Here is a 26,843-nt window from a genome sequence, read left to right as displayed (position 1 = left end):
GAGCGAAGAACGTGATTGGCGAGCCGGCAACGGCAGACCCGGCAGATGTGGCACGCAAGAAAGCGGCCGCGCCGACCTTGAAATTGCCGCCGGATCCCGAGTGGGAACTCGGTGAGGACGGCCGCGTCACCTACTACAAGATGCAGAAGATGAGCGTTCGCCGTAAGGCGCGCAACCGAATCGGCGAACTGCTGTTCAACATGTTCATCACGCACATCCCGTCGCACACCATCCGCCAGGGCTTCCTGCGGCTGTTCGGCGCCACCATCGGTGAGTGGTCGACCATCATGCGCGGCACCACGATCCTGGACATCGAATTCCTGACGATCGGCAACGGCACCACAATCGGATTCCGCTGCCTGCTCGACGCGCGGGCCGGCCTGTGGATCGGCGACAACGTGACCATCGCCAGCGATGTCCACCTGCTCGGCGGCGGGCACGACATCAACCACCCGGACTTCCTGCCGATCCCGATCCCGACGGTTATCGAGGACTACGTATGGATCGCGAGCCGGGCCATGGTGCTGCCCGCCCTGATCGGCCGCGGCGCCGTCGTCGCCGCGCAGGCGCTCGTGGTCAAGGACGTGGCCCCACTCGACGTGGTCGGCGGCAACCCCGCCAAGGTGTTCGCCAAGCGAAATCCGGATGCATTGGGCTACAGCGCAAAGTACCGGCCGTTGTTCTGCTGATGCCGGTCGATCTACGCGAGTACCGGCTGGTCTACATCGGTCCGGCCGAAGGCCAGACCGCGGTGGGCGACTACGCCGAGAACTTCGTCAACGCCGTACAGCCGCTGTTCGGTGAGGTCATGCAACGTCGCACCCTGGGTCCGGGCGCCGAGACGGTCGCCCAGGTACGGGGCCACCGGCGTGCGGTCGCCGAACTGGTGGCCGGTGGGCCGCCGGGACGGGTGCTGGTGCATGCGGAGCTGGCGGCCGGTGCGGTGTCGGCGTTCTGGTCGATCGCCAGGTTACGTGGGGTGCCGGTGGCGGCGACGATTCACGATCCGCCGCAAGGCATCTGGTGGCCGGCGCGAACCCGGTTCGTGGCGCAGCACCGGCTCGTCATGCACGGCCTGCATTACCCTTTGCGCCCGCTGTCGCGGCGGATCGAGGGCGTCGTCAACGGGGACCGGACGATGGTCGCGCTGAGTCAGATCGGCGCGGACTCCATCAAGGCCATCTACCCCGACAGCACCGTCGCCGCCGTGCCGCACATCATCTCCGAACGGCCGCGGCTGCGCCCGCTCACCGAGCGGCCCAAGGCCGTGGGCTTCTTCGGGCATGTGTACCGGGGCAAGGGTTTCGAGCAGATCGCCCGCATCCGCCGGGAGCTGCCCGACGACATCGTGATCCGGGTGGCGGGCCGGGGGACCGAGGCACTGACGGGGGGCCCGGGGGTGGAGATCGTCGGCCCGGTCGACGGTCCGGCTGAGGACACGTTCTTCGATTCGGTACGGGCCGTGGTGATTCCGTACGGCAAGCGCCACTTCTACGCCGAGACGTACCCGGCATCCGGTTCGGTCGCCCACTCGATGGCCTACCGCACACCCGTGGTCTGCACCGACTACGGCGCCCTGGCCGAACTGGACGAGCGCACCGGCGCCCTCGTCGTCCGCATCGGCGACCAGAACGCCGAACAGGTCGCGTCGTCGCTGGCCAAGGCCATCGTGTCCCTCGTCGACGACGATCAGCGACTGGCCGAGTTCGGCCGGCACGTCGAGGCCTACCGCGAGGCCTGCTCCGGGCCGCGGACGGCCGAGGCGTTCGGCCGCGTGTGGACCGACATGTTGGCCCGAGCAGCTGTGAGCGTGTGACCTGACTGCCCCCGAAGCGCCCACCCGCAATGTGGCGAAGACGCTCATCTCGCTGATCTGGATCTACGGCGGTCGCGGGGTCGGCCTGCTGTGGACGCTGATCCTCGTCCAGCGCCTCGGTGTCTCCGAATACGGCCTGTACGCCATGGCGACGGTGCTCAACGGCATCGTCGGCAACACCGTCGACAACTCCTTCGCGGTCCGGGCCATCCGGGAATCCGAGGAGCACTTCCTGCGTGAGCGCACCATGCGCTACCTCGTCGCGGTGGGTCTGGTCGCCGCCGGCGCGGTCACGTTCGACGTCAACTACGTCATCGGCTTCGGTCTGATGGTGGCCGGCGGCGAGATCGCCCTCAACGTCGTCAAGAGCCAGTCCGCGCGCGATGGCCACCCGGACAAGGTGTATCGGCTCGACACCGCGCGACAGTTCTCCAGTGCCGGCATCGGCGCGGTGTACCTGTACACCGCGGCGCACCCGACGCTCACCCACGCCTCGCTGCTGTACTGCACGCCCTACGTGCTGATTCTGCTGGTCGGGGCCAAGCTGGCCATCGGTCACCGGCCCGCACCACCCGGGCCGCCGCGGTTGATCGCGGCGCTGACCGGCGAAATGCTCGGCACCACGCTGTATCTCGGCGGTGACGTGCTGCTGCTCGGCACCCTGGTGGACACCACGGCAGCGGGCTATTACCAGCTCGCGTGGGTCGTCGCGGCCGCAGTGGCGGCTGCCGGCCAGTCCTTCGGCATGACCTATCACGAGCCGCTGCGGGAGAGCGGCGGAGACCTGTCGGCCGCCCCACCGCTGCGCAACATCCTGCGGATGGCGGCACTCGGCGGCTCGCTGCTGCTGATCATCGGTGGCTGCCTGTTCGCCTTCGGGGCACCGACCCAGCTCGCCACGACCATGATGATCATGGGCGGCTTCGCCGCGCTGCGCATCTGCATCTTCGTGCTGCAGGTGATCCTCTACACCCAGCGGCGCGATGTCTTCCGGCTCACCATCGCCGTCGGCCTGGTGCCGGTGAAACTGGGCATGGTCGCCGCCCTCGCGACGCTGACGCCGCTCGGTGCGGTGGGCGCGGCCATCGCGGCCACCGTCGCCGACGCGATCATGCTCGCCGGGTTCACGTGGGCGGTCTACCGGCCGCGCGAGGTGGTGGAGTCATGACCACGCCGAAGACCGCGTTCATCCTGTCGAAAGACCCGGTGCTCGAACACACCGGTGACGTCGCGCTGGCCCGGATGCTCATGCAGCTGGCCGCCGACTCGTCCGAGGTGTCGGCCATCGCGCTGTCACCCCGACCGGGCACCGTCACTGCCGACCTGATTCCCGGTGGCCTGCCGCTCGAGCGGGTCCACAAGCCGGCCGTGCGTCCGCACCGGCTGCTCATCGACTCCCTGCGGCGCCGGCGCAGCCTGGTGCATGTCCGATTCGACACCGACGAACTGGTCCGGGCGATCGATCGCAGCGACGCCGACGTGTTCGTCGCCGAACACAGCTACATGGCCGAATCGTTCTTCCGCAGCACGCATTTCGGGAAGAAGCGATTCGTCGTCAACACCAACGTGAGCGAGTCGCTGGTCTGGCGGGCGTCGCGCGGCGCGCTCGGCCGCGTCGAGGAACCGCGCCTGGTCCGCGACGAGCTGCGCGTCGCGCGCGCGGCCGACGCCGTCAGCACCTACGACGCCGAGGAAGCCGAGTACTACCGCGACAACGGCGTCGCCGATGCCCGGTTCATGGACATCACGATGCCGCCCGGTACGCAGGTCGACGTCGCGACCTCCCCGCCGCGGCTGGTGTTCATGGGCACCCGCGACTGGCCGCCCAACCAGGAGGGGTTCCTGCGGGCTCTCGAACTGTGGCCGCGGATCTCCGCCGGGATCCCCGGCGCCGAACTGTGCATCATCGGGGCCAAGAAACCTGGTGCGGCCGACCCGGTCTATCCCGACGGGGTCCGCGACCTCGGATTCGTCGACGACCTCGGGGCGTTCCTGGGCACGTGCCGTGCCCTGATCGCGCCGATCCGCACCGGCGGGGGAGTCCGGGTCAAGCTGCTCGACACCATCCGGATCGGGCTGCCTGCCGTCGCCACCACGGCGGCCATCGGATCACTCGGGCCGATCTTCGGGTTGCGACCCCTGGACGACGATGCGGCGTTCATCGCCGAGTGCCGGCGGCTGCTCACCGACGTGCCGGCCGCCGTCGACCTGGGAAACCAGCTGTTCGAGATCAACCGGCAGCGGTGGCAGGACCGGTTGCCGCACCGGGCGGTGGCCGACCTGCTGCGCGGCGACGGTCAGGTGTAGTAGACCTTCACGCCGACCCACGGTGCCCAGACCATGTAACCGTGCTGGAAGTCGACGCGGTTGGAGCCGTTGACGTAGCGCTCGTCGCTGGTGGCCAACCCCAGCTGCGGTTTCCAGGCCTGCGCGAAAGCGCTCGAGGCCCAGTGGGCACCGGTCTCGGGCGACCACCACACGCGGAACACCTGGCCGCCGGAGAAGTCCTGGTAGCCATCGGCAAAGACGCTCGAAGGCACCGAGTTCCGCTGCATCGCGATGTCGGCCACCGGGCGCGGTGACGACACGTAGCCGCTCGGCAGCTCGTAGATGGTGTTGACCGTGCGGACCTGCGCCCACACCGTCTTGGTTGCCTTGAACACCGGGCTCAGGACCGAGCCGTGCGCCGGGTCGGTGATCTGCGAAAAGCGCAGGAACTCCGGCGATTTGGGTACGCCGGCGGCGATGGTCGCCGCCAGGTCGGCGGCCGCGGGCTTCGGGGTCCAGTCGCTGCGGTAGAGCCCGACGGTGGCGTCGGCCTGGTTGCTCCCGGTCTTGCGGTCACGTGTGGTGTAGACCATCAGCGGGCCGGTGTACGGCATCTCCTGCCACTTGGTGTAGATGTCCTTGAGATACGCGGCCTGCGTGGTCTCGTTGACCACCGAGGTGGGCTCGCCGTATTCGGTGGCCCAGATCTTCTTCTCGTCGTCGCCGTTGTCGATCATCACCTGGCGCATCTGAAGCAATTGCAGGACAGGCGAATTCGCGATCAGCATGCCGTCGGAGAATTTCAGGTTGTAGTTGTACGGGTGGAACGACAGCGCGTCGAAGTTGCCCTTGGCGCCGGCGGCGTACATCCCGGCGATGAAGCGCACCGGGTTGATCGACCACGAGCCGAAGTCCACGACGGCGCCGACGACCCCACCGATCACCGTCGCGTCCGGGTCGACGGCCTTGATGCGCGGATAGGCCGACTTCAGCAGATCGGTGTAGCCCGCGGGATCGGGCGCGGGGCTGTAGAAGAACACCGCGTTCGGCTCGTTCCAGATCTCGTAGGCGGAGATCTTGCCCTTGTAACGCGTGGCCACCTTGGCCGTGAAGGCGCCGTAGGCGTCGGGGTCCGACGGCCGGCTGCTGAGCGGGAGGCCGCCCTGCGACATGGCCCAGGGCGGGGTCGCGTTGATGAACGCGATGATCGACATGTTCATGGCGGCGGCGGCATTCACCGTCTTGTCGACCAGGCTCCAGTCGAGCTGGCCGAGGATCGGCTCGACCCCGGCCCACGGGATCATCAACCGGATGGTGTTCACGCGGTTGTTGGCCATCAATGCCAATGTCCGGTTCACGTCATCCTGCGACAGGCCGTAGATGTCGGAGTCGGCGAAGCCGATGGTGGTCGGCAGGTTGACGACTTTGGCCCGCTCGGCGATCCTGACCCGCTCAGGGGTGTCCCCTGGGATGCCGGTCAAGACGATGAGGGCGCAGACCATGCTGCCGGCGATCGCCGATGCCATGCTCGAGAAACGGCGGGCGGATCGTCGGGGGCGCTTCCCGGGCATCGTGCAACCGCCCTTCACCTATGAAGTGCGTCGCGAGGCGCAAACGCGCACTCAGTGTGCAGCAGCCAAGGGCGTTTGCTGTGAATCTGCTTGGGCGTGTCGCAGTCTTACCTGTTCCTGCCGTTCTCGGTCTATATGCACCAGGAACGCCAGCAAAATGGAGAACTTGAGGGTGGCCGGGGGGATGCCGACCACGGGGTGATCGAGTTGGAGCGCGACAACACAGAATCCGATGTAGATGCCGCCATATCCGGCCCAGGCAAATGAATTCGAGCGAATCGCGCGGTAGCTCATGACGCAACCGATCACCATGATCGCAAAGAACGCCAGACCGGGGAAAATGCCGCCGCGGTAAATCGTCAGCAATGGCGCGTTCGACACATGGTTCAGCACGAACGCATAGTTTCCGTCCCGGAATTCGAGCCGGTTCCAGCCTTTTCCGAACAACCAGTAACCGGCCATGGTGTCGGGGAATTCACGGATGGCATCAATTCGGGAAGTGGAGCCGACATCGTCACTGCTGAACGAGTGCGCGAATCTGGTCCGCACTTCCGGTATCGCCGCCGCGGCTCCGATCGCGGCCACCATCGCGGCGATGGCCAAACCGCGGTCCCGGGACCGCATGGTGTGGAAGGCCAGCACCAGCACCGCCCCGCCGACGATGGTGAACATGCCGGCCCGGCTCAAGGTGAGCAGCAGCGCGACGAGGAAGATGCCGGTCACGACGATGCGCTGCCAGCCCGCCAGGACAACCAGGCCGACGGCGATCGACACCACCAGCGCGATGCCCTCGGCGTTGGGGTCCACCGACGTGCCGCCGAGTCGCATGGACCTTTCGGCACCGCCTTCGGCGAACGCGAAGCGCGTCGCGGTGTATTCCGCCGCGTAACCGAAGACCCGCAGATACCTGAACGAGGTCTGGTTGGGGTCGAATGCCACGATGTACAGGCCGAAGACCGCATTGGCCAGCGTCGCGTAGACGAATATGCGGCCGAACTTCTCCAGATGTTGCCCCGACAGACTGCTCAGTGCGATCGCGACCAAGGTGACCACCGACCACCGGACGATCTGGATGACGTCGCCCACGCCCACGCCGGTTACCGCGACCGACGCGATCGACGTGATCACGAGCGCGATGATCGCCCATTCCAGCGGATGAATCGGACGGGCCAGTCGCGGATGCACAAACAACGCGACCACCGCACCGAATGCGAACGGCAGATATAAGGGCACGTGAACGCCCGGGAAATATCCGAAAGGCAGTGCGCCGGTGACGACCGCCAATCCGTACAAGAACCACAGCGGATGCCGTAATCCGACATAGATGCCGACAACCAGTGCGGCAATAGCGACAATGCCCAACAGGGTGACCTGGCCAAAAGACGTCGCCAACCAGACCAGGCCCAAGATCACGGCCAGAATCCCGACCGATGATTTAAGATTGCCGAGTTGACCCAAACGGGCGTTCATGCCGACTATGTTCTCAGCTCGACCAGCTAAGCTCAAGCAGGTTGCCCGGACCCGTGGCGCGCCTGAATGGTCGGTCCGGTTCCCAGCCGCTAATCTGTGAGCCGTCGCATTGCTGAAATAAGGGGCACGACCTTGGAGATCAAAGAGTACCTGCGGATATTCGGCCGGTACTGGTGGGCGATCGTGGCGCTGACGGTTGTCGGAGGTGTCGCGGGCTGGTCGTGGTGGGAATTCGGTGATCGCGAATACCAGTCCAGCGCGACGCTTTTCGTGGCGACCCAGAACGGCACGTCGGTCACCGAGGCCTACCAGAACAACCTGTTCTCCCAGGACCGCGTGAACTCCTACGCCACCCTCGCCATGAGCGAGCAGGTGGCTGCCCGCGCGGTGGACCAGCTGAAGGCGACCATCTCGGCGGGCGAACTGCGGGCCAAGGTCACCGCCGTCCCGCTGCCGAAGACCGTGTTGCTGCAGGTGTCGGTCACCGACAAGGACCCGGGCCAGGCGCAGACCTACGCCAGCGCGGTGGCCGATCAGCTCGCCGGCCTGGTGGGGGAGCTGGAGACCTCCCGCCGTGGCGGCAGCCCCGCCGCGGGCGCCATCGTCGTGGACGAGGCCGGCTATCCGACCAAGCCCCTGGGCTATTCGATGGTCACCCGCATCGGGATGGGGCTGGCCGGTGGCCTCGTCCTCGGCCTGCTGGCGGCCATCGTGCTCGGCATCATCGACCGCCGCGTGCGCGGCCGCGACCGCGTGGCCGACGCCAGTGGTTCGCTGCTCATGGGCGCGCTGCCCGCGGACTCGGCCCGCAGCCATGCGCCGGTGGTCGACCTGACCGCCGAGGGTGCCTATCCGGAGGCGCTGCGCGAGCTCCGCAACAATTTGCGGTTCACCGTGCCGGCAAATCGTGATGAAGCCGCTCGGGTGATCGCGGTAGCCAGTCCGTCGCCGTCCGACGGGCGGACGACGGTGGCGATCGATCTGGCCGCCGTGCTGGCCGAGACCGGCAGAAGCGTGGTGCTGGTGGACGGTGACCTGCGCAACCCGGCGGTGGCGCAGCGCCTGGACCTGACCCCGGCGGCCCGTCAAGGCGCGGCCGACCGCGGCCTGAGCACCGTGCTGGTCGGCGAGAACACCGTCGCCGAGAGCCTGATCCCCGAGGTCTCCGTCGGTCAGCACCGGATCGCGGTGTTGCCCGCGGGCCCCGCGACCACGCGTCCGGGCGAGTTGTGGGCCGGCGACCATACCGAGAGCCTGTTCGCCGACCTGTCCGGCCAGTTCGACTACGTCGTCGTGGATACGCCGCCGCTGGGCAAGTACAACGACGGTGCCGTCGCCGCCGCACTGTCGGACGGGGCTCTGCTGGTCGGCCGCATCCGGCACACGACGAGCAATGCGCTCACGCGTGCCGTGCAGACCCTGAAGTCCGCCAACGCGGTACTGATCGGTTCGGTCGCCACCGACGAACCGGTCGAGTTCAAGCTTCACATCGGCGGGTCCGACGGCCCCAAGTCCGGTGGCGGCAAGAGCAAGAAGGCGGCGCCCAAGGCCGCCGCCAAGGCTGCATCGCAGCCCGAGGCCAAGACGGCGGCGCACCAGAAGCCGTGATGCGTCAGGTTGAGTTGCGGCGCACGGTACTGGCACTGGCTGCAGTGCTGGTCACCGTCGCTGCGTGCGGCCAGTCGGGTCCGGTGCCGCCACGGCCGGGTGACGACGTGCGTCCCACCCGGGACCTCACCCCGATGTTTCCGGGGGCCGAGGCACTCCCGCCGCCCGACCTCACCGACGACGGCCCGGGTTCCCTGGTCGAGCTGAAGCCCGTCAAAGGTGACCCCAGCTTCGACGAGGCCGGCGCCACCGCGGCACGCATCGTGTACCGGTCCACGAGCGGCGTGGACGGCCGTCCCATCCAGGTCAGCGGCCTGATCGCGGTGCCCCCGGGCCCGGCGCCCAAGGGCGGCTGGCCCATCATCTCGTTCGGGCACGACACCACCGGGCTGCTGCCCAAGTGCGCGCCGACCCTCGCGCCGCAATTCTGGGGCTACTCGACCGGGATGACGGTGTATCTGCGGCGCGGCTTCGCCATCGTCCTGTCCGACTACCAGGGGCTGGGCATCGACCCGGGCTCCAGTGCCCGGCAGCACTCCATCCTGGATGCGAACAGCCTGGGGAACAGCATCATCGACGCCGCCCGCGCGATCCATCGCGCCGCTCCGTCCACCAGCACCAACTGGGGTGCGCTGGGCGCCGGCGAAGGCGGCCTGGCCGCGTGGGCCGCGGCCGAACGCAACGGGACCTACGGCGCCGGCATGAACATGGTCGGCGCGGTGGCGGTCAACCCGATCGCGGATCTGGCGCCGCTCGCCGACCCGGACCGCACCGCCGCGCTGGCGACCGCCGATCAGTACCGGCTGCAGATCCGGGCGCTGCAGAGCCTGGAAACCATGCAGCCCGACTTCGACCTCGACGCGCACCGCTCGGCGAAACTCAAGGACCAGTGGGACCTGTTGGTCGACTGCGCACCGCGCGACGTCGCGGCCGCCCAACTGGCGCTGAATCAGTTGACTCCCAACGACTTCCAGGCCAAGGATGCGGCCGCTGCGGCAGACCTCAAGCGTCGCCTCGGTGCCGTCGCGTTGCCCAGTCCCGGTGCGGGCCCGAACGATCCGCCGGTGCTGGTGGCGTTCGGCACGGCCGACACCGTCAACCCGGCGGCCGGCGTGCTGACGGCCACCGCGGCCGCGTGTGCCCGCGGCCAGCAGATCGTCGTGATGCGCGGCGTCGGCGACACGGGCCAGATCAACGACCAGACGATGCAGAACGCGCTGGCGTGGCTGCAGGCGCGGTTCGACGGCGAGCGCGTGGCCGATGTCTGTGTGGGGGCGACGTGATCACGCCGGCCGGAGTGCCGCGGGTGCGCGACTACGCGCTGTTCGTCAAGAACAGTTGGGTGCTGGTGTTGGTCACCACCATCGCGAGTGCACTGGTGGGCTGGGCGGGCTGGGAGCACGCCAAGCCCGAATACCGATCCACGGCATCGGTGTTCGTCCGGACCGAGGGCAGCGCATCGCCCCTGGACGCCTACTACGGCGACGCCGGCATGCTCGGCCTGATGGAGACCTACCGAAACCTGGCCACCAGCTCGCAGATCACCGCGCCCATCATCCAGAAGCTTGGCCTGATCGAGTCCGACAAGGAACTCGCCGCCCGGATCGTCATATTGCCCAGTGCCACAGCGATGTTGAACGTCACGGTCACCGGCGGTGATGCCGACCAGACCACACAGATCGCGCACGAGGTCGTGAACGACATGGTCGCGGTGGGCAACCGGCTGGCCCTGGTCGCCGGTACCAGCGCGACGCTCGTCGTCATCGACGACGCCAGCCCCGCCGAGCGGGTGGGCAGCGTGGCGTCGTATGTGATGACCGGGACGGTCCTGGGTTTCGCGCTGTGTGTCATCGCGGTCATCGCGCGGGCGCTGATCTTCGACCGGGTACAGAGTCGCCGGCACCTCGAGCGGGTTATCGGTGACGCGACCGCCGGAGCGTCGGGATGAACTCGCGGCAGCTGCGGCGTCTGGTCGCCGCGGGCCTGCTCGCCGCGGTGTGTCTGACCGCGCCGGCCTGCCAGAGTGATCCGGCACCGAAAAAGGCCGGGCCCCCTACGGCTGGGGGTATCGACCTCAAACCTGACACCACGGGCGCCGGTCACGTGCCCGGTGCGCTGGTGTCGGCGTCGACGTTCCCCACGCTGGACCTGCGGCTGAAATCGGCCGTGTCGCTGGCCGCCCGCATCGGGTACACGTCGACGTCGGGGATCACCGGTGAGCACACCGAGGTGTCGGGCTCGGTCTTCGTGCCGAACGGGACACCGCCGCCGGGCGGCTGGCCGATCATCGTCTTCGGCCACGCGACGTCCGGCGTGCAACGCGACTGCGGACCGTCGGGGTCGTCGACGCTGCAGGGGCTGTCCGCGCCGATCACCACGCTGGTCAAGGCCGGCTACCTGGTGAGCCTGCCGGACTATCAGGGCCTCGGCCCGGGCACCGCCGGCCATCCGTACGCCGATGCCACCACGGTGGGCTACAACGTCATCGACTCCGTGCGCGCGGCGCACAAGCTGGTACCGCAGTCGTCGGACCGCTGGCTGGCCGTCGGGGTGTCCCAGGGCGGCCAAGCCGCCTGGGCCGCAAACGAACTCGCCGCCCGCTACGGCAGCGGGCTGAACCTCGTCGGCACCGTCAGCCTGTCGCCGGCCACCGATCTCACCGGCCTGGCCGCCGGGGCCGCGGCCGGCAGCCTGTCGAAAGAGCAGGGCGCCATCCTGCAGCTCATCCTGGCCGCCCTGGCGACGGAGAACCCGTCCCTGAACCTCGCGGACTATCGCCACGGCGAGATCGTCGAGCACTGGGACGTCCTCGCCTCGTGCCGCACCGAGGACGCGGCGGCGCGGACCGCGGCGATCGACAAGATCACGCCCGACGATCTGCGGCCCGCGACCCCGCAGGCGGAAGCGACGCTGCAGGGCCTGCTGGCCAAGCGCAGCCTGCCCAAGGAGCCGACGTCCGCGCCGATGCTCGTGCTGTACGGCGGCCAGGACACGCTGCTGCCGCCGGACTGGACGAACAAGGCGCTCGCCGCCGCGTGCCGCCTCGGCGACGTCATCGACATCATGTTCCAGCCGACCAAGGGGCACGCCGACATCGACGTGGCGATGTCCTACGACTGGATCAAGGACCGGTTCGGCGGCGTCCCCGCCCAGAACAGTTGTCCGTCATTCAATTCCATGCAGGGAGCAGGACAGTGAACGCGCCGACCTCGGCACCGGTCCGGACCCGGGCCCGCATCATCGGGCTGGACGGCGCCCGCGGGCTGTCGTGCCTGGGCGTCGCCGTCATGCACGTCACGGGGCACTACTCACCGCAGACGGCCAACCACTGGAAGACGAACCTCGTCGGGCTGTCGCTGATCTTCTTCTACGCGCTCAGCGGGTTCCTGCTGTTCCTGCCCTACGTACGCAACCTGATCGAGCAGCGCGAACTGCCCAGCACCGCGAACTTCGCCGTCCACCGCATCGCCCGGATTCTGCCCGGCTACCTGGTCATCTTCCTGCTGTGCAATTACCTGCTGCAGATCGTCTACATCGAGAACGCGTCGCTGCAGCCGACGCGCACCGAAGACGGCACCGGCATGATCACCGACCCGTGGCAGTTGATCGCCAACCTGACGCTGATGCAGTCGTACATCCCGAAGTACTTCCAGACCGGCCTGAACCCGTCGTGGTCGCTGACGCTGGAATACGCCTTCTACCTTTCGATCCCGCTGCTGGGCATGCTGCTGTTCGCTCTCGCCCGGCGATCGAACCTGCGGCCGTGGGTCATCGTGTCCCTCGGCCCGGCGCTGCTGATCGCGCTCGGCTTCATCGGCCGGGCCTTCGTGCCGTGGATGATCTCGGCGTTGCACCTGACCGATCCGACGGAGATCAACTGGGGCGCCAACTGGGTTGCGGTCTACACCAAGACCTTCCTGACCAACTCCGACACCTTCGCGTTCGGCATGGCCGCCGCGGTGCTGGTCGTGGCCATGGAGCACAACGCGATTCGCGAGAAGCTCAGCCGGCGCGTCCGGCTGTACAGCTTCCTGGCGATGTTCCCCGCGGGCGTGGTCATGCTCGGCCTGATCGCCCTGGCCAACCCGTACGCCACGTCGGCGCTGGCCGTGCTGTGCGCGCTGGGCATCCTGGTGATCGTCGCGCCGCTGTTCCGCGGCGAGCGGTCCGGGCTGGCCGAGCTGCTCGACACCGCGCCCTTCCGGTTCGTCGGCAAGGTCTCGTTGTCGGCGTATCTTTGGCATTTCCCCCTCATGCTGCTGCTGGGCCGCTGGGGCCTGATGGCCGGCGACACCGTGCCCGGCATGCTGCGCAACGTGGCGCTCGTCCTGGCGGTGACACTGGTGGTCTCGGCCGTCACGTACTACGCAGTGGAAGAGCCCGTCATGAAATTCGCCAAGCGGTACCGCACCAGGTGGTCCTGAATGCGCCGTGCGATCCAGTGGGGCGCCGCGCTCGCGGCAGTGCTCCTGATCGCGGCGTCGTTGCCGGTGATGTGGCAGGTCGGCAGCTGGGCCCTGGACAAGCTGCGGCACGGCGATGCCGGCGACCCGGTGCCGATCCGGACCGCCGATCTCGCGGACTCCGGCCCGGGCAGCCTGATCAGCGCCATGACGATGCCGGCGCTGACCAACTCGGTGGAGGGCAAGGATTTGCAGGCCGCCCGGGTGGTCTACCGATCCACCTCCGGTGACACCGATGCGCCGACGGTGGTGTCGGGATCGGTGTTCACTCCACGGGGCCAGGCGCCCGACGGCGGCTGGCCGGTGATCGCGCTGGCCCACGGCACGACCGGCATCGACTACCCGTGCGCGCCGTCGCTGTCGGCGAATCTCCTCGGCAACGTGGTGTTCGTGCAGGGCTTCGTCAACCTCGGTTTCGCCGTCGCCCTCGCCGACTACCAGGGCCTGGGCGCGCCCGGTGTCCACCCCTACACCGACAACCGCACGGCGGGCCGCAACGTCATCGACTCGGTGCGCGCCCTGCGCCACACGTTCCGCGACATTTCCAACCGCTGGGCGGTGTTCGGCGGTTCGCAGGGCGGCGGCGCGGCCTGGGCCGCCGACGAACAGGCGCGCACCTACGCGCCCGAACTCGACCTGATCGGCGCGGCCGCCAGCGTGCCGTCGGCCGACGTGGCGGGCATCGTCGACAAGGCCGGCATCTTCGATCAGGGCAAGGCCGGCACCATGACCAAGGACCAGGAGGCGGCGTTCCAGGCGATCGTCGAGTCACTGGCCCGGCTGCATCCCGACCTGAACCGCGACGACTACCGCCGGGGCGCGGCGGCCAAGTACTGGAAGGTGCTGTCGGCGTGCTCGGGGCCCGACGTCGCGTACCGCGCCGCCGCCCTCGACGCGGTCGGTCCGAGCGACCTGGCGCCGGTCGATGCGGCAGCCGCCGACCGGCTGCGTCGCCACCTGCAGGACTGGGCCCTGCCGCAGCAGCCGCTGTCGGCTCCCATGTCGGTGGTCTACGGCGGCAAGGACACGTTCCTCGACCCGCAATGGACGAAGGCCGCCATTGCCCGGGCGTGTTCGCTGGGCGGTACGGTGGTCTGGAATTTCCAGCCGGACGGTGGCCATGGCGATATTGACGGGCCGGGTCAACTCCGATGGCTGGCAGAGCGATTCAGGGGAGGCGAGGCGGTCAATGGCTGTCCTGCGCAGGGAACCACGTAATCCCAACGGCGACAGCCCGATTCACCAGCAGCTGCTGATCGATGCGAAGTGCATCGTAAAGCGACTCATCGCGCCCCGCGGCACCGCTGTCGGCGAGCCCGAACGGCCGTATCTGATCCTGCCGATCCTGGGGCAGTCCAACGCGTTCGGCATGGGGCTGCCGGTCGATCCCGACGGGTTGGACCGCCCCCACCCGCTGGTGCACCAGTGGGCCATGTGTGGACCGTCCAAAGGCACGGCGGTGCTGGCGACGCAACCCTTGCTGCACGAAATACCTTGCAAATACGTCGGTTTCGGTCCGACGTTCGCCAAACAACTCGCGGAGGACACCGGGCGGCCGGTCCTGCTGATCCCCGGTGCTCGCGGCGACACCTCATTCACCCCGAAGAACGGGCACACGTGGGATCCGGCCGACCGCAAGACCCGGGTGAACCTGTACCGGCGGGCCGTGGCGGCCATCGACGCCGCGCTGGCGCGGTTTCCCGGCAGTGAGATCGCCGCGGTGCTCTGGCACCAGGGGGAGACCGACGTGCCGCTGATCTCCGGCGCGCAGTACCAGGCCAAGCTCGACTCGCTGATCGGGGACCTGCGCGCAAGGTACGGCGAGAGCCTGCCGTTCGTCCTGGGGCAGATGGTGCCCGAGGAGATGGAGCTGAGCGGCAAGCCCTACGCCGCGATCGACGCCGTGCACGCCGACACCCCGAACCGGTGGCCGCTCTGCACCTTCGTGCCCGGCCCGCGCGATTCGTACAACAGTCCCGACGATCGCCACTACAGCGCTGCCGGGCAGCGCGAGTTGGGTCGCCGGATGTGGCAGCAGTACCGAGAGATGTGCGCCGAACAACTGGCGGACTATGGCGCGCGGTGAACTCGGCCGGGTCATCCGCCGTGTCTTCGGTGTGGTCACGATCGTCGTGCTCGTCGATGTCGGGCTGGCCGGGCTGGTGCTGTTCGCGGGCGCGAAGTCCGATCAGCTCCAGCGGGCCGACGCGATCATCGTGCTGGCCGGCGAACACGACGGCCGCGAACAGTACGGGCTGAGCCTGGCCCGGCAGGGCTGGGCCCGCACCGTGGTGCTGTCCAACCCGTACGTGCCGGGCGACCCCCAGATGAAGAGCGCCTGCGCGCCGGCCACCGACATCGAGGTGATCTGCCGGAAGCCGGAGATCCTGACGACCCGCGGCGAGGCCATGATGATGCGCCAACTCTCCGAGGGCCGATCCTGGCACCGGATCATCGTCGTCAGCTGGCGGTACCACCTGCCGCGCGCCCGCCTGATCTTCCGGCAGTGCTATTCCCCGGACCACGGTTCGGTTGTCGCGGTGGCTTTGCCCAGGGACTATGACTTCTCGCCCGTCGGGTGGGAGCTGACGTTCTTCTATCAGTTTGCCGGGTTCGCTAAGGCCGCGCTGCAGGGTCGCTGCGGTTGACCTGCCTATTTTTCTGATCGGTGGTATTTTCGAGCAAACGATGCGATAGTAGTCGCAGTTCGCTGAGCGGGGGCTATAGCGAACAGCCAGCAAATGGGAGGGAGTACGCGTCAGTGTCGGTGGCAGAAGAACTCTACGTTCCCGAGGCTTCTCCCGCGCCTCGCGTACGGGCCGTCGCGCCTTTAGCTGACCGGGCCTGGCAGACGCGGTACCGCTGGTGCCTCATCGCATTCGATCTGGTCGTGGTCGTGTTGGCCCTGGCGAGTGCCCAGTTCGTCAAGCTCGGTACACCCGACGCCTCCCTGGAATTCACTTCGACGTATCTGCACGTCTTCTCGTACTACTCGGTCCTCTCGCTGTTCGTCGCCGTGATCTGGCTGGCCATGCTGGCCGCATACCGCACCCGATCGCCGCGCATTGTCGGCGCCGGCGTCGAGGAGTACCGCCGGGTCTTCTCCGCGACGCTGGCCACCGTCGGCATCATCGCCGTCGCACTGATGATCTTCCGCCCTGAGTACGCTCGCGGCTACTTGGCGGTCGCGCTGCCGCTCGGCCTCGTCGGCCTCGTCGTGGGCCGGACCATCTGCCGCCGGGTGCTGGCCCGCCTGCGCCGGCGCAACAAGTGCGTCGCCAACGTGCTGGCGGTCGGTGACCCGCGCGCCGTGAGCAACCTGGTGCAGTCCCTGCACCGCGAGTGGTGGTACGGCTACTCGGTCCGCGGCGTCTGCCTCACCGGACGGCCCGCCGGCGGCACCTTCGAGGTGGCGGGGGTCGGCGAGCTGCCGGTGCTCGGCAACGAGACCCAGGTGTCCGACGCCATCACCCAGGCCGCCTTCGACGCCGTCGCCCTCACCACGACCGACCACCTCGGGCCCGAGGGAGTGCGCGAACTGTCGTGGGAGCTCGACAAGCTGGGCATGGACATGGTCGTGTCCCCGAGCGTCATCGACGTCGCCGGCCCCCGGCTCACCATGCGTCCCGTCGCCGGCCTGCCGCTGATCCACGTGGAGCGTCCGCAGTACAGCGGGACCAAGAAACTCCAGAAGCGCGCCTTCGACGTGTTCGTCGCACTGTTCGCGCTCACCGTGACCTCGCCGCTGATGGTGTTGTCGGCCATCGCGATCAAGCTCACCAGCCGTGGTCCGGTCTTCTACCGCTCCGAGCGAATCGGCTTGGACGGCAAGCCGTTCCAGATGACGAAGTTCCGGACGATGGTGCAGGGCGCCGACCGCATGGTCGACGACCTGATCAGCCTGGATCTCAACGAGAGCGGCAGCGGGGTGCTGTTCAAGATTCACGAGGACCCGCGCGTCACGCTGGTCGGAAAATACCTGCGGCGCTACAGCATCGACGAACTGCCGCAGTTCTTCAACGTGCTGCGCCGCGACATGAGCGTCGTCGGGCCGCGCCCGCCGCTGCGCCGTGAATTCGACACGTACAACGAGCAGGTGCGCCGCCGGCTGCTGGTGCTCCCCGGCATCACGGGGCTGTGGCAGGTGAGCGGCCGGGCCGACCTGTCGTGGGAGGACTCGGTACGGCTCGACCTGTCGTACGTCGAGAACTGGTCCATCACCAACGATCTGCTGATCGCGGCCAAGACCTTCCGCACCATCATCGGCGGTTCTGGCGCCTACTGACTCCGGACGGGCGACCGTCGGTGAATAATCCCCTTTGATGCGTAAAGCCCTGCCGTGGATAGTGGTGGCCGTCCTGGTCGTCGGTGGTCTGACGGCCGCGACCTACCTGCGACCGCTGGCGCTGATCGGGACCTCGAAGGTCCTCGACATGTTCATTCCGCTCTCGGGCGCGCCGGAGCCGATCGGTTCGGCCGATCTCGCCGGCTCCGGCCCGGGCACCCTGCTGTCGGCGACGACCATGCCGGGGGTCACCAGCACCTTCACGGGACAGGGGATTCGCGCGGCCCGCGTGGTGTATCACTCGACCTCGGGTGACAGCGGCGCGCCGACCGTCGTCTCGGGCGCGGTGCTCACGCCGCTGGGCCGGGCGCCCAAGGGCGGCTGGCCGGTGGTGGCTCTCGGGCACGGCACCCTGGGCATCGACAACAACTGCGGGCCGTCGCTGTCGCCGACCCTGATGAACCTGCTGCCCATCGCGAAAGTCGTGATCAATCTCGGGTACGCCGTGGCCCTGGCCGACTACCAGGGGCTGGGCGTCAAGGGCGTGCACCCGTACTCCGACGCCCGCACCGCGGGCCTCAACATGATCGACGCCGTCCGCGCGGCACGGCACGTGTTCGGTGACATCTCCTCGACGTGGGCGGCGTTCGGCGACTCGCAGGGTGGCGCGGCGGCCTGGGCCGCCGACGAGCAGGCCGAGCCCTATGCCCCGGAGCTCAACTTGGTGGGTGCGGTCGCCGTGGCGCCCGCCGCCGATATCAGCGGTCTGGTGGCGAAATCGCAGACCGGCACGTTGACCAGCGAGCAGCGCCCGGTGCTGCAGGCGCTGATCGAATCGCTGGCCCGGCTGCACCCCGACCTGAACCGTGATGAATACCGGCACGGCGGTGCGTCCCGCTACTGGAACGTGCTGACGGACTGCAGCGCCGGCGCGGCCTACAAGCGTGCCGTCGCCGCCGGACAACTCGGGCCGCGCGACTTCCTGCCGGTGTCGCCGGATGCGGCCCAGCGACTGCAGAATCTCTTGCAGGCGTGGGCAATTCCGCAGCGCCGGCTGACCGCGCCGCTGTACGTCTGGTACGGCGGTCTGGACCCGTTCATCGATTCGGCCTGGACGAAGGCGGCCATCGGGCGGGCCTGTTCGCTCGGTGGCACGGTGACGACAGAGTTCGACCCGCAGGGCGGCCACAATCCGCCCGCGGCGCAGGAGATGCTCGACTGGATGGCGGATCGGTTCGCCGGGAAGAAGGTAACCAATGACTGCTGAGCTGCTGCCGCTGGACGCCGCGGCGATCCAGGCGTCCGTCGGTGACGGCTGGCGCGTCGAGGTGGTGGCCGAAACCGGTTCGACCAATGCCGATCTGGCGACGCGGGCACAGTCCGGCGAGAACGTGGCGGGCGTGGCGCTGTTCACCGAGGACCAGACCGCGGGCCGGGGACGCCAGGGCCGCACCTGGACGGCGGTGCCGCGGTCGCAGATTCTGATGTCGTTCGGGGTGGACACCACCGACGTGCCGAGCGAGACGTGGGGCCTGCTGTCGCTGGCGGCGGGGGTGGCCGTCGTCGAGGCCGTCGCCGAGGTGGCCGGCGTGCAAGCCGCGCTCAAGTGGCCCAACGATGTGCTGGTGGGCACCGGCAAGCTCGCCGGGATTCTCGCCGAGGTCGCGGCCCCGGCCGGCGGGTCGCCCGTCATCGTCGTCGGTATCGGTCTGAACGTGTCGCTCGCCGCCGCCGAACTGCCCGACCCGGTGGCCGTGTCCCTGCTGAGTCTCGGTGTCGCGCAACCGGATCGGCAGCAGCTGGCCGTGGCGCTGCTGAACCGTCTGCACGCCCGCATCGCCGAGTGGCGGGTGGGCGGGAACGTCGAGCTGTTGGCCGTCTACCGCAAGCACAGCGCCACCCTCGGACAGTCGGTGCGGGCCGAGTTGCCCGGCGGGCGTGAGGTGGTCGGGCAGGCGACCGACATCGACGCGGGCGGTGCGCTGGTGATCGATTCGGCCGACGGGGCGGTGGCCGTCTCGGCGGGCGACGTCGTCCATTTGCGTCCCGCCGCCGGCTGAGCACCGCCTAGAGTCTGGGTATGGGTTACCCGGACAACGTGCTGGCGGCCGACGAACATGTTGTGCTGCATCGGCACCCGCACTGGAAGCGACTGATCGGGCCGGTGCTGGTGCTGCTGGTCGCGACGGCGCTGGCCGCGTTCCTCGCGGCGGTGGTCAACCACACCAACTGGGATTCGAACGCCAAGAACATCATCTTCGCGGTGATCGGCGTGGTCTGGCTGGTGGTGATCGGTTGGCTCACCGTCTGGCCGTTCCTGACCTGGCGCGGGGCGCATTTCGTGATCACCGACCGGCGGGTGATGTTCCGGCGCGGCGTGCTGACGCGGTCGGGTATCGACATTCCGCTGGCGCGCATCAACAGTGTGGAGTTCCGGCACCAGCTACTGGACCGGATACTGCGCACCGGCACGCTGATCATCGAGTCGGCATCGCAGGATCCCCTGGAATTCCATGACATTCCGCGGGTGGAGCAGGTCCACTCGCTGCTGTATCACGAAGTCTTCGACACCTTGGGTTCCGAGGAGTCGCCCAGCTGAGGGTCGTCGCCGAGTTCGTCGTAGGCCTCGGCGAAACCACCGGCGGTGATCGTCGCCTCGAGCGTCATGTCGGGTGCGTGCTTGGCCATCTCGTCGGGGAACACCCAGCGCCGGAACGCCCAGAACCGGAACGCCATCTGCAGCAGGTTGCCGATGATGTACGCCGACAGGAAGTCGGCGATGTTCTCGATGGTCAGCGACACGTTGGGTTGCCGCAGCTGCAGCACGTAGCTGGAGACCCACAGCGGGGCCATGCTCAGCAGCACGCCGACGCCACTGACGGCGAAGAACAGCAGTGCCTCGTGGTGACGCAGGCGGCCACCGCGGTTCTGGAAGCTCCATTCGCGGTTCAGCACGTACGACGCGATGACCGCGACGATGCCCGCGATGATCTTGGCGGTGACGGGCTTCGGTTCGAGCACGGTGAGCTTGAGGGTGTAGAAGATGCCCGAGTCGATGACGAACGTGGTGGCGCCGACGATGGCGAACTTGATGAGCTCGTGATGCCGCTCGGCAAACGGCCGAATCACTCGCGGGAGCCGCGCAATCGTGGCCTCGGTGAACGACATAAGCGGCCAGTTTACGGAAAGTACCTGCATTTCACGTACCCGTGCAGGTAGCGGGCGGTAGCTAGTCGGCATAGGCAGATTCGGGGGACACCCGCGGTGCGTGACAAACTAGGCGCCGTGACGCAACCCCCCGTCGTGGCAATGATCGGTGGCGGCCAGTTGGCCCGCATGACCCACCAGGCCGCCATCGCGCTCGGTCAGACCCTGCGGGTCCTGGCGGTTTCCGCCGACGAGCCGGCCGCCCAGGTGAGCCCCGCGGTGGTGCTGGGCTCGCACACCGACCTCGAGGCGCTGCGCCAGGTGGCCGCCGGTGCGTCGGCCCTGACGTTCGATCACGAGCACGTGCCGACCGAGCTGCTGCAGACCCTGGTCGCGGACGGCGTCAACGTGGCCCCGCCGCCGTCGGCGCTGGTGCACGCCCAGGACAAGCTGGTGATGCGCCGCCGGCTGGCCGAACTCGGCGCTCCGGTGCCGCGCTACCGCGAGGTGGCGTCGACCGCTGATCTCGATGCCATCGACGAGCTCGCCGCTGAAACCGGTGGTGCGCTGGTCGTGAAGGCGAGCCGGGGCGGTTACGACGGCAAGGGCGTCACCCTGACCGACGACGTGGCACAGGCCCGTGCTGCCGCCGAGGGCTACCTGGCCGCCGGCGTGGCGGTGCTGGTGGAGGAGAAGGTCGCCATGCGCCGCGAGCTGGCCGCGCTCGTCGCGCGCTCGCCGTTCGGGCAGGGCGCGGCGTGGCCCGTCGTGCACACCGTGCAGGAGGACGGCATCTGCGTCGAGGTGATCGCGCCGGCGCCGCAGCTGCACGCCGCGGTGGCGACGGCGGCCGAACAGCTCGCGCTGCGGATCGCCGATGAGCTCGGTGTGGTCGGCGTGCTGGCGGTCGAGCTCTTCGAGACGGTCGACGGTGACCTGGTGGTCAACGAGCTGGCCATGCGGCCGCACAACTCCGGGCACTGGAGCATGGACGGCGCGACGACGAGCCAGTTCGAGCAGCATCTGCGCGCGGTCCTGGACTACCCGCTGGGGTCGACGGCACCGCTGGCGCCCGTGACGGTGATGGCGAACGTGCTGGGCGCGCCGACGCAACCCGAGATGACCATGGACGAGCGCCTGCACCACCTGTTCGGCCGGCTGCCCGAGGCCCGGGTGCACCTGTACGGCAAGGGGGAGCGGCCGGGCCGGAAGATCGGCCACGTCAACATCGTCGGCGCGCCGGGCGGCTCGCTCGACGACGAGGACTACGTGGCCGACGTGCGCGAGCGCGCCGTCCGGGCCGCGCATTGGCTGTCGCACGCTGAGTGGACCGACGGATGGAGTGGACATGAGTGAACGCGCGGGAGGCCCCCGGGTCGGCCTGATCATGGGCAGTGACAGCGACTGGTCGGTGATGGAGGACGCGGCCACCGCGCTCGCCGAGTTCGAGGTGCCGTTCGAGGTCGGCGTGGTGTCGGCGCACCGCACACCGCAGCGCATGCTCGACTACGCCAAGACCGCCGCGGACCGCGGCGTCGAGGTGATCATCGCCGGCGCCGGTGGCGCCGCGCACCTGCCCGGCATGGTCGCGTCGGCCACTCCGCTGCCGGTGATCGGGGTGCCCGTGCCGCTGGCCCGCCTCGACGGCATGGACTCGTTGCTGTCGATCGTGCAGATGCCCGCGGGCGTGCCGGTGGCCACGGTGTCGATCGGTGGGGCGCGCAACGCGGGCCTGCTGGCGGTACGCATCCTGGGGTCGGCCGATGCCGCTTTGCGGGCGCGGATGCAGCGTTTCCAGGAGGACCTGGAGCAGATGGTGCTCGACAAGGATGAGGCGCTGCGGAATCGGTTGCTGGGCAAGTAAGCTCACGATCGATGAAATCCTCATTCGCGCGGTACCGCAGCGTCGGCCACAAACTCGTCACGGGATTCATGGAGCCGGAGGTGCTCCTGGTCGCCGGTGCGCTGGACGAGGCCCAGCGGGCCAGGTCCGTCGGCGGTGCGGTCGCCGAGATCGGTGTGCACCACGGCAAGCTGTTCATCGGCCTGAACCTGCTGCAGCGGGACGACGAAAAGTCCGTTGCCATCGACATTTTCGGCGACCAGGACCTCAACATCGATGGTTCCGGCGCCGGTGATCTGGCGAAGTTCACCAGCAACGTCGACGTCTGGTCGTCCATGGACAGCGTGGTGATCCACCAGGGTGACTCCACGAAGCTGACCCCCGAGGTGCTGCTGGAGGAGGCCGGTGGGCCCGTCCGGTTCTTCAGCGTCGACGGCGGCCACACCGAGGAGATCGTCTACAGCGACATGCAGCTGGCCGAGGCCACCCTGGCCGATGGCGGCATCGTCATCGCCGACGACGTCTTCAACGAGTTCTGGCCCGGCGTCGCGGTGGGCACGCTCAAATACCTCGATGACGGCGCCGGCCTGGCCCCATTCGCGATCGGCTTCAACAAGGTGTTCTTCACCCAGCCGGAGTTCTGCGATTACTACCAGGCCGAACTCGAGTCGGCGGCGCACCGCTCGGCCCGGATCCAGCACACCACCTCGGTTTTCGCCGGGCATCCCGTGCTGCTGCTCGGCCCCGTGACGGCCGTCGACGTGCTGCGCCGCAGCGAGACGTTGCGCACCGTCTATCACCGCACTTACCGCGAGTTGGTCCGTGGGCTGCAGAAGGTGTCGGGTCAGGGGCGGTAAAGTTACCGGCGAGTAGCACCCCGCATCTCGCCACATGGGCAGGCAAGGAGCCATCAATGTCTATCGGTAACCCGTCATTCGATCTGTTTCAGCTGCCGGAAGAGCATCAGGAGCTGCGTGCCGCCATCCGGGCCCTGGCCGAGAAGGAGATCGCGCCGTTTGCCGCCGAGGTCGACGAGCAGGCCCGGTTCCCGCAGGAGGCCAGTGACGCGCTGACCGCGTCCGGTTTCAACGCCGTGCACGTGCCCGAGGCGTTCGGCGGCCAAGGCGCGGACTCGGTGGCCGCCTGCATCGTCATCGAGGAGGTGGCCCGGGTCGACGTGTCGGCGTCGCTGATCCCCGCGGTCAACAAGCTCGGCACCATGGGCCTGATCCTGAGCGGCTCCGACGAGCTCAAGCGCAAGGTGCTGCCGGACCTGGTCGACGGCAAGCTCGCGTCGTACGCGCTGTCCGAGCGCGAGGCCGGCAGTGACGCCGCCGCCATGCGCACGCGCGCCAAGGCCGACGGCGACGACTGGATCCTCAACGGCGCCAAGGCCTGGATCACCAACGGCGGCAAGTCGACGTGGTACACCGTGATGGCGGTGACCGACCCCGACAAGGGTGCCAACGGCATCTCGGCGTTCATGGTGCACATCGACGACGAGGGCTTCAGCATCGGCCCGAAGGAGCGCAAGCTCGGCATCAAGGGTTCGCCGACCGTTGAGCTGTACTTCGAGAACTGCCGTATTCCGGGTGACCGCATCATCGGCGAGCCGGGCACCGGTTTCAAGACCGCGCTGGCGACGCTCGACCACACCCGTCCCACCATCGGCGCGCAGGCCGTCGGGGTGGCGCAGGGCGCGCTGGACGCCGCGATCGCGTACACCAAGGACCGCAAGCAGTTCGGCAAGTCGATCAGCCAGTTCCAGGGCGTCGAGTTCATGCTCGCCGACATGGCGATGAAGACCGAGGCCGCCCGCCTCATGGTCTACAACGCGGCGGCGCGCGCCGAGCGCGGCGAAGGCAACCTGGGCTTCATCTCCGCGGCGTCGAAGTGTTTCGCCTCGGACGTGGCCATGGAGGTGACCACCAACGCCGTGCAGTTGTTCGGCGGCGCCGGTTACACCGTCGACTTCCCGGTGGAGCGCATGATGCGCGACGCCAAGATCACCCAGATCTACGAGGGCACCAACCAGATTCAGCGGGTCGTGATGTCCCGCGCCCTGCTGCGCTGACGCCGGCCGCTAGAGGTCGGCGGTGACCTTCTCCGTCGCGCGGCGCCGCTCCAGCGCGCCCGCGTCGGGGTTGGCCACCTGCACCAGGGAGGCGCCGCCGGCGAACACCGCCAGCAGATTGGCGACCAGTTCGTCGGGGGTGTCCCACGGTGCCGTCGACAGCAGCCGGGTGCCGGCGGTGAATCCCTTTGCCGCCGCACCGTTTCGGGCCGCGGCGAGGACGTCGTCGACGGAGCGGCCGGCGAGTGCCGGCCCCGGGGTGCGTTCGGGCACGATCTGGTCGCCGTGCACCCGCACGGACGTGGCGTAGTCGGTGACACCGATCGGGAGGTCGGGCACGGGCTTGCCGAACGGATCGAGCGACAGCACGACGACCTCGCCGGCGCCGGTCTCGTCGGCCGCGTCGATGCGGTCGGCCGTGCACAGGGCGATGTCGCACTGTGTCGGAAGTGGTTCTCCGACAACTACTTCCGCGCCGATGTACCAGATACCGAACAACACGCCCGCCGTCTGCCAGTGCGCGGGCAGCAGCACCGCGACCCGGCTGCCCGGACCGGCGCCGAGCTCGTCCCGCAGCAGGTTGGCGGTCTTGGCGGCCCAGTTGCCCAGCGTCACCGCCGACAGCTCGATGCGCTCGCCGGTGGCGTCGTCGTAGTAGGTGATGCGCGGCCCGGCCGGGTCGTCGCGCAGCAGCGGGTCGAGGACCGCGCCGGCCAGGTTGGTCATCGTCAGTCCACGCACTTGGGGTCGGCTGCGCCCGCGGTGATGATCGGCGACGGCGGGACCGGCGTGCTGGAGCCGGAATCGCCGGTGTCGGAAGCGGATTGCGTCACGGTGTGGCTGCCGCCGTCCAAACCGGAGCCGGGGCCCGCGTAGTCGTGCGCGAGCACCACCCGGACCGCGCCGCTGGGCACCGAGGCGTTCTCGACCACCGGCAGATTGCCCAGCTGCTCGGCGATGGCGTGCGCGCCGAGATCGTCGGACTTCGCGGCCTGGATCTGGCTCGACGGCACATGGTCGGCCTCGTTGTTGCCGATCTTGCCTGCGACGAAGCCCTTTTCGGTGAGCACCTCCGACACCGCCGCGGCCAGCCCGTTGATGTCGCTGTCGTTGACGACGTCGACGGTGGTGTTTCCGGGGGTGTACGCGAGCTTTTCGGTCTTGCCCTCGGCCTGGTCCTGCAGCAGACCGGCGACCCACTGCTGCACCTGCGCCGGGTCGACGCGCACGACGCTCTGGGTGCCGTCGTCGCTCCAGCCGTCCTCGGCGAGCACCGGGATGGTGGCGAACGCGACGTTGCCGCCGGCCAGCTTCTGCATCTGCTGGACGAAATCCATGATGTCCCAACCATCGGACAGCACGACCGACCGCTGCACGGCGCTGCGGAGCCGGCTCAGCGTGCTGGGGCTGGACAGCGTCTGCCCGGAGATGATGTCGTGCGCCAGCGACGCCATGAACACCTGCTGGCGGGTCACCCGGTCCAGGTCGCCGCGGGGCAGATCGTGGCGCTGCCGCACGAAGCTCAGGGCCTGCGGGCCGTTGAGCTTCTGCCAGCCGGCCGGGAAGTTGGCGCCCGACAACGGTTCGTCGACGGGGTTCTTCAGACACACGTTGACGCCGCCGAGGGCGTCGGTGATCAACGCGAAGCCCAGCAACCCGACTTCGGCGTAGTGATCGACGGTCACGCCTGTGAGCTTTGCCACGGTTTTGATGAGCGCTTCCCGGCCGGCCTCGACGGCTTTCGGCTCGGCGGTCGCGGCGTCCTCGCCCTGCTCCTCGACGAGTTCCTTCATCTTCTCGAGCTTCACCTGACCGAAGACACCGTTGATCTTGGTCTTGCCCAGACCCGGCGCCTGCACATAGGAGTCGCGCGGGATCGAGATGGCGGTGGCCGAGCGCCCGTTGTTGGGGATACGCACGAGGATGATGGTGTCGGTGTTGGTGGACACGTCGTCACCGGCCCGCAGCGTCGCGAGTTCTTCCTCTGACAAGGGGTTTCCGTGTGCGTCGGTACGGCTGTCCATACCCACCAGGAGGATGTCGACGGCACCGTCGTCGCCCCCGCCGCCGAGGGCCGCGGTGCTGATGCGGTTGATGCCCGATTCCAGCGAACGCAGGCTGCTCCAGGCCACGCCGGTGCCCACCATCACGAGCACCGTCGTCATGACGGCGAGGATGCGGAACAGTCGACCTGGCACCAGGACAGGCTACTGGTGAGGGCTTGCCGTGGCCGGTAGCCCGGGGTTCGGCGGGTCACACCCCGGTGCGGGTACGGCCGTCGGCCCGCTAACCTCTAGG

At 68.5% G+C, this 26,843-nt stretch carries 25 protein-coding genes; 20 read left to right on the top strand and 5 right to left on the bottom strand.

The window, feature by feature from the left end; genetic code table 11:
- Positions 1 to 47: 47 nt before the first annotated feature.
- Genes ACZ5IQ_RS21165 through ACZ5IQ_RS21150 form a run of 4 tightly spaced genes read left to right on the top strand, consistent with a single transcriptional unit; the run spans position 48 to position 4,123 of the window.
- On the top strand, positions 48 to 689 hold the full coding sequence (locus tag ACZ5IQ_RS21165; protein WP_064860975.1) for an acyltransferase: 642 nt from the start codon (positions 48 to 50) through the stop codon (positions 687 to 689).
- Positions 689 to 1,816, top strand: coding sequence for a glycosyltransferase family 4 protein (locus tag ACZ5IQ_RS21160; protein ID WP_464480217.1), 1,128 nt, complete (start codon positions 689 to 691; stop codon positions 1,814 to 1,816). The genes ACZ5IQ_RS21165 and ACZ5IQ_RS21160 overlap by 1 nt, the downstream gene beginning before the upstream one ends.
- Positions 1,817 to 1,847: 31 nt before the next feature.
- Entirely contained in the window at positions 1,848 to 2,984 is a 1,137-nt protein-coding gene (locus tag ACZ5IQ_RS21155) for a polysaccharide biosynthesis protein (RefSeq protein WP_061000793.1), read from the top strand.
- Positions 2,981 to 4,123, top strand: coding sequence for a glycosyltransferase (locus ACZ5IQ_RS21150; protein ID WP_061000791.1), 1,143 nt, complete (start codon positions 2,981 to 2,983; stop codon positions 4,121 to 4,123). Before ACZ5IQ_RS21155 ends, ACZ5IQ_RS21150 begins: the two co-directional genes overlap by 4 nt.
- Here the strand turns inward: ACZ5IQ_RS21150 and ACZ5IQ_RS21145 are convergent.
- Together ACZ5IQ_RS21145 and ACZ5IQ_RS21140 are read right to left on the bottom strand one after the other, a co-directional pair.
- Complete coding sequence (locus ACZ5IQ_RS21145; protein ID WP_406801401.1) at positions 4,114 to 5,610, bottom strand: beta-galactosidase; 1,497 nt, start codon at positions 5,608 to 5,610, stop codon at positions 4,114 to 4,116. The two genes, ACZ5IQ_RS21150 and ACZ5IQ_RS21145, sit on opposite strands and share 10 nt — an antisense overlap.
- A gap of 96 nt (positions 5,611 to 5,706) precedes the next feature.
- Positions 5,707 to 7,125: an O-antigen ligase family protein gene (locus ACZ5IQ_RS21140; protein ID WP_061000789.1), complete on the bottom strand. Its 1,419-nt coding sequence runs from the start codon at positions 7,123 to 7,125 to the stop codon at positions 5,707 to 5,709.
- Positions 7,126 to 7,257: 132 nt separating this feature from the next.
- On the opposite strand from ACZ5IQ_RS21140, the gene ACZ5IQ_RS21135 reads away from it, so the two are divergent.
- The 12 genes from ACZ5IQ_RS21135 to ACZ5IQ_RS21080 all read left to right on the top strand — a co-directional run bounded on the left by ACZ5IQ_RS21135 (position 7,258) and on the right by ACZ5IQ_RS21080 (position 20,080).
- A complete protein-coding gene (locus ACZ5IQ_RS21135; protein WP_061000788.1) occupies positions 7,258 to 8,733 on the top strand; it encodes a tyrosine-protein kinase domain-containing protein in 1,476 nt (491 codons plus the stop codon).
- Positions 8,733 to 10,016, top strand: a complete 1,284-nt coding sequence (locus ACZ5IQ_RS21130; RefSeq protein ID WP_131808698.1) for a lipase family protein — start codon at positions 8,733 to 8,735, stop codon at positions 10,014 to 10,016. Before ACZ5IQ_RS21135 ends, ACZ5IQ_RS21130 begins: the two co-directional genes overlap by 1 nt.
- Positions 10,013 to 10,681 (top strand): YveK family protein, encoded by a 669-nt coding sequence (locus tag ACZ5IQ_RS21125; RefSeq protein ID WP_464480216.1) that lies wholly within the window; start codon positions 10,013 to 10,015, stop codon positions 10,679 to 10,681. Before ACZ5IQ_RS21130 ends, ACZ5IQ_RS21125 begins: the two co-directional genes overlap by 4 nt.
- Complete coding sequence (locus tag ACZ5IQ_RS21120) at positions 10,678 to 11,931, top strand: alpha/beta fold hydrolase (RefSeq protein ID WP_061009598.1); 1,254 nt, start codon at positions 10,678 to 10,680, stop codon at positions 11,929 to 11,931. Before ACZ5IQ_RS21125 ends, ACZ5IQ_RS21120 begins: the two co-directional genes overlap by 4 nt.
- Positions 11,928 to 13,157 (top strand): acyltransferase family protein, encoded by a 1,230-nt coding sequence (locus ACZ5IQ_RS21115; RefSeq protein ID WP_464480215.1) that lies wholly within the window; start codon positions 11,928 to 11,930, stop codon positions 13,155 to 13,157. Before ACZ5IQ_RS21120 ends, ACZ5IQ_RS21115 begins: the two co-directional genes overlap by 4 nt.
- The gene (locus ACZ5IQ_RS21110; protein WP_464480214.1) at positions 13,158 to 14,414 is read left to right on the top strand and encodes a lipase family protein; all 1,257 of its coding nucleotides are present in this window, start codon (positions 13,158 to 13,160) and stop codon (positions 14,412 to 14,414) included.
- Positions 14,386 to 15,282, top strand: a complete 897-nt coding sequence (locus tag ACZ5IQ_RS21105) for a sialate O-acetylesterase (protein WP_464480213.1) — start codon at positions 14,386 to 14,388, stop codon at positions 15,280 to 15,282. The genes ACZ5IQ_RS21110 and ACZ5IQ_RS21105 overlap by 29 nt, the downstream gene beginning before the upstream one ends.
- The gene (locus tag ACZ5IQ_RS21100; RefSeq protein ID WP_133426915.1) at positions 15,269 to 15,844 is read left to right on the top strand and encodes a YdcF family protein; all 576 of its coding nucleotides are present in this window, start codon (positions 15,269 to 15,271) and stop codon (positions 15,842 to 15,844) included. The genes ACZ5IQ_RS21105 and ACZ5IQ_RS21100 overlap by 14 nt, the downstream gene beginning before the upstream one ends.
- Positions 15,845 to 15,957: 113 nt before the next feature.
- Positions 15,958 to 17,481, top strand: a complete 1,524-nt coding sequence (locus ACZ5IQ_RS21095) for a sugar transferase (RefSeq protein WP_237162859.1) — start codon at positions 15,958 to 15,960, stop codon at positions 17,479 to 17,481.
- Positions 17,482 to 17,518: 37 nt separating this feature from the next.
- A complete protein-coding gene (locus ACZ5IQ_RS21090; RefSeq protein WP_237162857.1) occupies positions 17,519 to 18,748 on the top strand; it encodes a lipase family protein in 1,230 nt (409 codons plus the stop codon).
- Positions 18,738 to 19,541 (top strand): biotin--[acetyl-CoA-carboxylase] ligase, encoded by an 804-nt coding sequence (locus tag ACZ5IQ_RS21085; RefSeq protein ID WP_406801404.1) that lies wholly within the window; start codon positions 18,738 to 18,740, stop codon positions 19,539 to 19,541. Before ACZ5IQ_RS21090 ends, ACZ5IQ_RS21085 begins: the two co-directional genes overlap by 11 nt.
- A gap of 20 nt (positions 19,542 to 19,561) precedes the next feature.
- Positions 19,562 to 20,080 carry a PH domain-containing protein gene (locus ACZ5IQ_RS21080; RefSeq protein WP_406801405.1) on the top strand — a complete coding sequence of 173 codons (519 nt, stop codon included), beginning with the start codon at positions 19,562 to 19,564 and terminating at the stop codon, positions 20,078 to 20,080.
- Here the strand turns inward: ACZ5IQ_RS21080 and ACZ5IQ_RS21075 are convergent.
- Positions 20,035 to 20,649 (bottom strand): GtrA family protein, encoded by a 615-nt coding sequence (locus ACZ5IQ_RS21075; RefSeq protein ID WP_020102898.1) that lies wholly within the window; start codon positions 20,647 to 20,649, stop codon positions 20,035 to 20,037. The genes ACZ5IQ_RS21080 and ACZ5IQ_RS21075 overlap by 46 nt on opposite strands.
- A 117-nt stretch (positions 20,650 to 20,766) precedes the next feature.
- Between ACZ5IQ_RS21075 and ACZ5IQ_RS21070 the strand changes: the two genes are divergently transcribed.
- Genes ACZ5IQ_RS21070 through ACZ5IQ_RS21055 form a run of 4 tightly spaced genes read left to right on the top strand, consistent with a single transcriptional unit; the run spans position 20,767 to position 24,545 of the window.
- The gene (locus ACZ5IQ_RS21070; RefSeq protein ID WP_256370084.1) at positions 20,767 to 21,984 is read left to right on the top strand and encodes a 5-(carboxyamino)imidazole ribonucleotide synthase; all 1,218 of its coding nucleotides are present in this window, start codon (positions 20,767 to 20,769) and stop codon (positions 21,982 to 21,984) included.
- The gene (purE, locus tag ACZ5IQ_RS21065; protein ID WP_064861128.1) at positions 21,977 to 22,492 is read left to right on the top strand and encodes a 5-(carboxyamino)imidazole ribonucleotide mutase; all 516 of its coding nucleotides are present in this window, start codon (positions 21,977 to 21,979) and stop codon (positions 22,490 to 22,492) included. The genes ACZ5IQ_RS21070 and purE overlap by 8 nt, the downstream gene beginning before the upstream one ends.
- An 11-nt stretch (positions 22,493 to 22,503) precedes the next feature.
- On the top strand, positions 22,504 to 23,328 hold the full coding sequence (locus tag ACZ5IQ_RS21060; protein WP_061000759.1) for a class I SAM-dependent methyltransferase: 825 nt from the start codon (positions 22,504 to 22,506) through the stop codon (positions 23,326 to 23,328).
- A gap of 56 nt (positions 23,329 to 23,384) precedes the next feature.
- A complete protein-coding gene (locus ACZ5IQ_RS21055; protein WP_464480212.1) occupies positions 23,385 to 24,545 on the top strand; it encodes an acyl-CoA dehydrogenase in 1,161 nt (386 codons plus the stop codon).
- A 9-nt stretch (positions 24,546 to 24,554) separates the two neighbouring features.
- On the opposite strand, the gene ACZ5IQ_RS21050 is transcribed toward ACZ5IQ_RS21055, so the two are convergent.
- Entirely contained in the window at positions 24,555 to 25,271 is a 717-nt protein-coding gene (locus tag ACZ5IQ_RS21050; protein ID WP_464480211.1) for a TIGR03089 family protein, read from the bottom strand.
- A gap of 2 nt (positions 25,272 to 25,273) precedes the next feature.
- Entirely contained in the window at positions 25,274 to 26,710 is a 1,437-nt protein-coding gene (locus ACZ5IQ_RS21045; RefSeq protein ID WP_406804198.1) for an LCP family protein, read from the bottom strand.
- Between the last annotated feature and the right edge of the window lie 133 nt (positions 26,711 to 26,843).

The organism is Mycobacterium toneyamaense (assembly GCF_055384815.1).
This window is presented reverse-complemented; position numbering and strand designations above follow the sequence as displayed.

What these genes read in the sequence shown, in the direction of transcription:
- ACZ5IQ_RS21160 (WP_464480217.1), top strand. Translation starts at nt 689, where the DNA reads ATGCCGGTCGATCTACGCGAGTACCGGCTGGTCTACATCGGTCCGGCC.
- ACZ5IQ_RS21150 (WP_061000791.1), top strand. Translation starts at nt 2,981, where the DNA reads ATGACCACGCCGAAGACCGCGTTCATCCTGTCGAAAGACCCGGTGCTC.
- ACZ5IQ_RS21145 (WP_406801401.1), bottom strand. Translation starts at nt 5,610, where the DNA reads ATGGCATCGGCGATCGCCGGCAGCATGGTCTGCGCCCTCATCGTCTTG.
- ACZ5IQ_RS21140 (WP_061000789.1), bottom strand. Translation starts at nt 7,125, where the DNA reads ATGAACGCCCGTTTGGGTCAACTCGGCAATCTTAAATCATCGGTCGGG.
- ACZ5IQ_RS21130 (WP_131808698.1), top strand. Translation starts at nt 8,733, where the DNA reads ATGCGTCAGGTTGAGTTGCGGCGCACGGTACTGGCACTGGCTGCAGTG.
- ACZ5IQ_RS21120 (WP_061009598.1), top strand. Translation starts at nt 10,678, where the DNA reads ATGAACTCGCGGCAGCTGCGGCGTCTGGTCGCCGCGGGCCTGCTCGCC.
- ACZ5IQ_RS21110 (WP_464480214.1), top strand. Translation starts at nt 13,158, where the DNA reads ATGCGCCGTGCGATCCAGTGGGGCGCCGCGCTCGCGGCAGTGCTCCTG.
- ACZ5IQ_RS21105 (WP_464480213.1), top strand. Translation starts at nt 14,386, where the DNA reads ATGGCTGTCCTGCGCAGGGAACCACGTAATCCCAACGGCGACAGCCCG.
- ACZ5IQ_RS21100 (WP_133426915.1), top strand. Translation starts at nt 15,269, where the DNA reads ATGGCGCGCGGTGAACTCGGCCGGGTCATCCGCCGTGTCTTCGGTGTG.
- ACZ5IQ_RS21090 (WP_237162857.1), top strand. Translation starts at nt 17,519, where the DNA reads ATGCGTAAAGCCCTGCCGTGGATAGTGGTGGCCGTCCTGGTCGTCGGT.
- ACZ5IQ_RS21085 (WP_406801404.1), top strand. Translation starts at nt 18,738, where the DNA reads ATGACTGCTGAGCTGCTGCCGCTGGACGCCGCGGCGATCCAGGCGTCC.
- ACZ5IQ_RS21080 (WP_406801405.1), top strand. Translation starts at nt 19,562, where the DNA reads ATGGGTTACCCGGACAACGTGCTGGCGGCCGACGAACATGTTGTGCTG.
- ACZ5IQ_RS21075 (WP_020102898.1), bottom strand. Translation starts at nt 20,649, where the DNA reads ATGTCGTTCACCGAGGCCACGATTGCGCGGCTCCCGCGAGTGATTCGG.
- purE (WP_064861128.1), top strand. Translation starts at nt 21,977, where the DNA reads ATGAGTGAACGCGCGGGAGGCCCCCGGGTCGGCCTGATCATGGGCAGT.
- ACZ5IQ_RS21060 (WP_061000759.1), top strand. Translation starts at nt 22,504, where the DNA reads ATGAAATCCTCATTCGCGCGGTACCGCAGCGTCGGCCACAAACTCGTC.
- ACZ5IQ_RS21055 (WP_464480212.1), top strand. Translation starts at nt 23,385, where the DNA reads ATGTCTATCGGTAACCCGTCATTCGATCTGTTTCAGCTGCCGGAAGAG.
- ACZ5IQ_RS21050 (WP_464480211.1), bottom strand. Translation starts at nt 25,271, where the DNA reads ATGACCAACCTGGCCGGCGCGGTCCTCGACCCGCTGCTGCGCGACGAC.
- ACZ5IQ_RS21045 (WP_406804198.1), bottom strand. Translation starts at nt 26,710, where the DNA reads ATGACGACGGTGCTCGTGATGGTGGGCACCGGCGTGGCCTGGAGCAGC.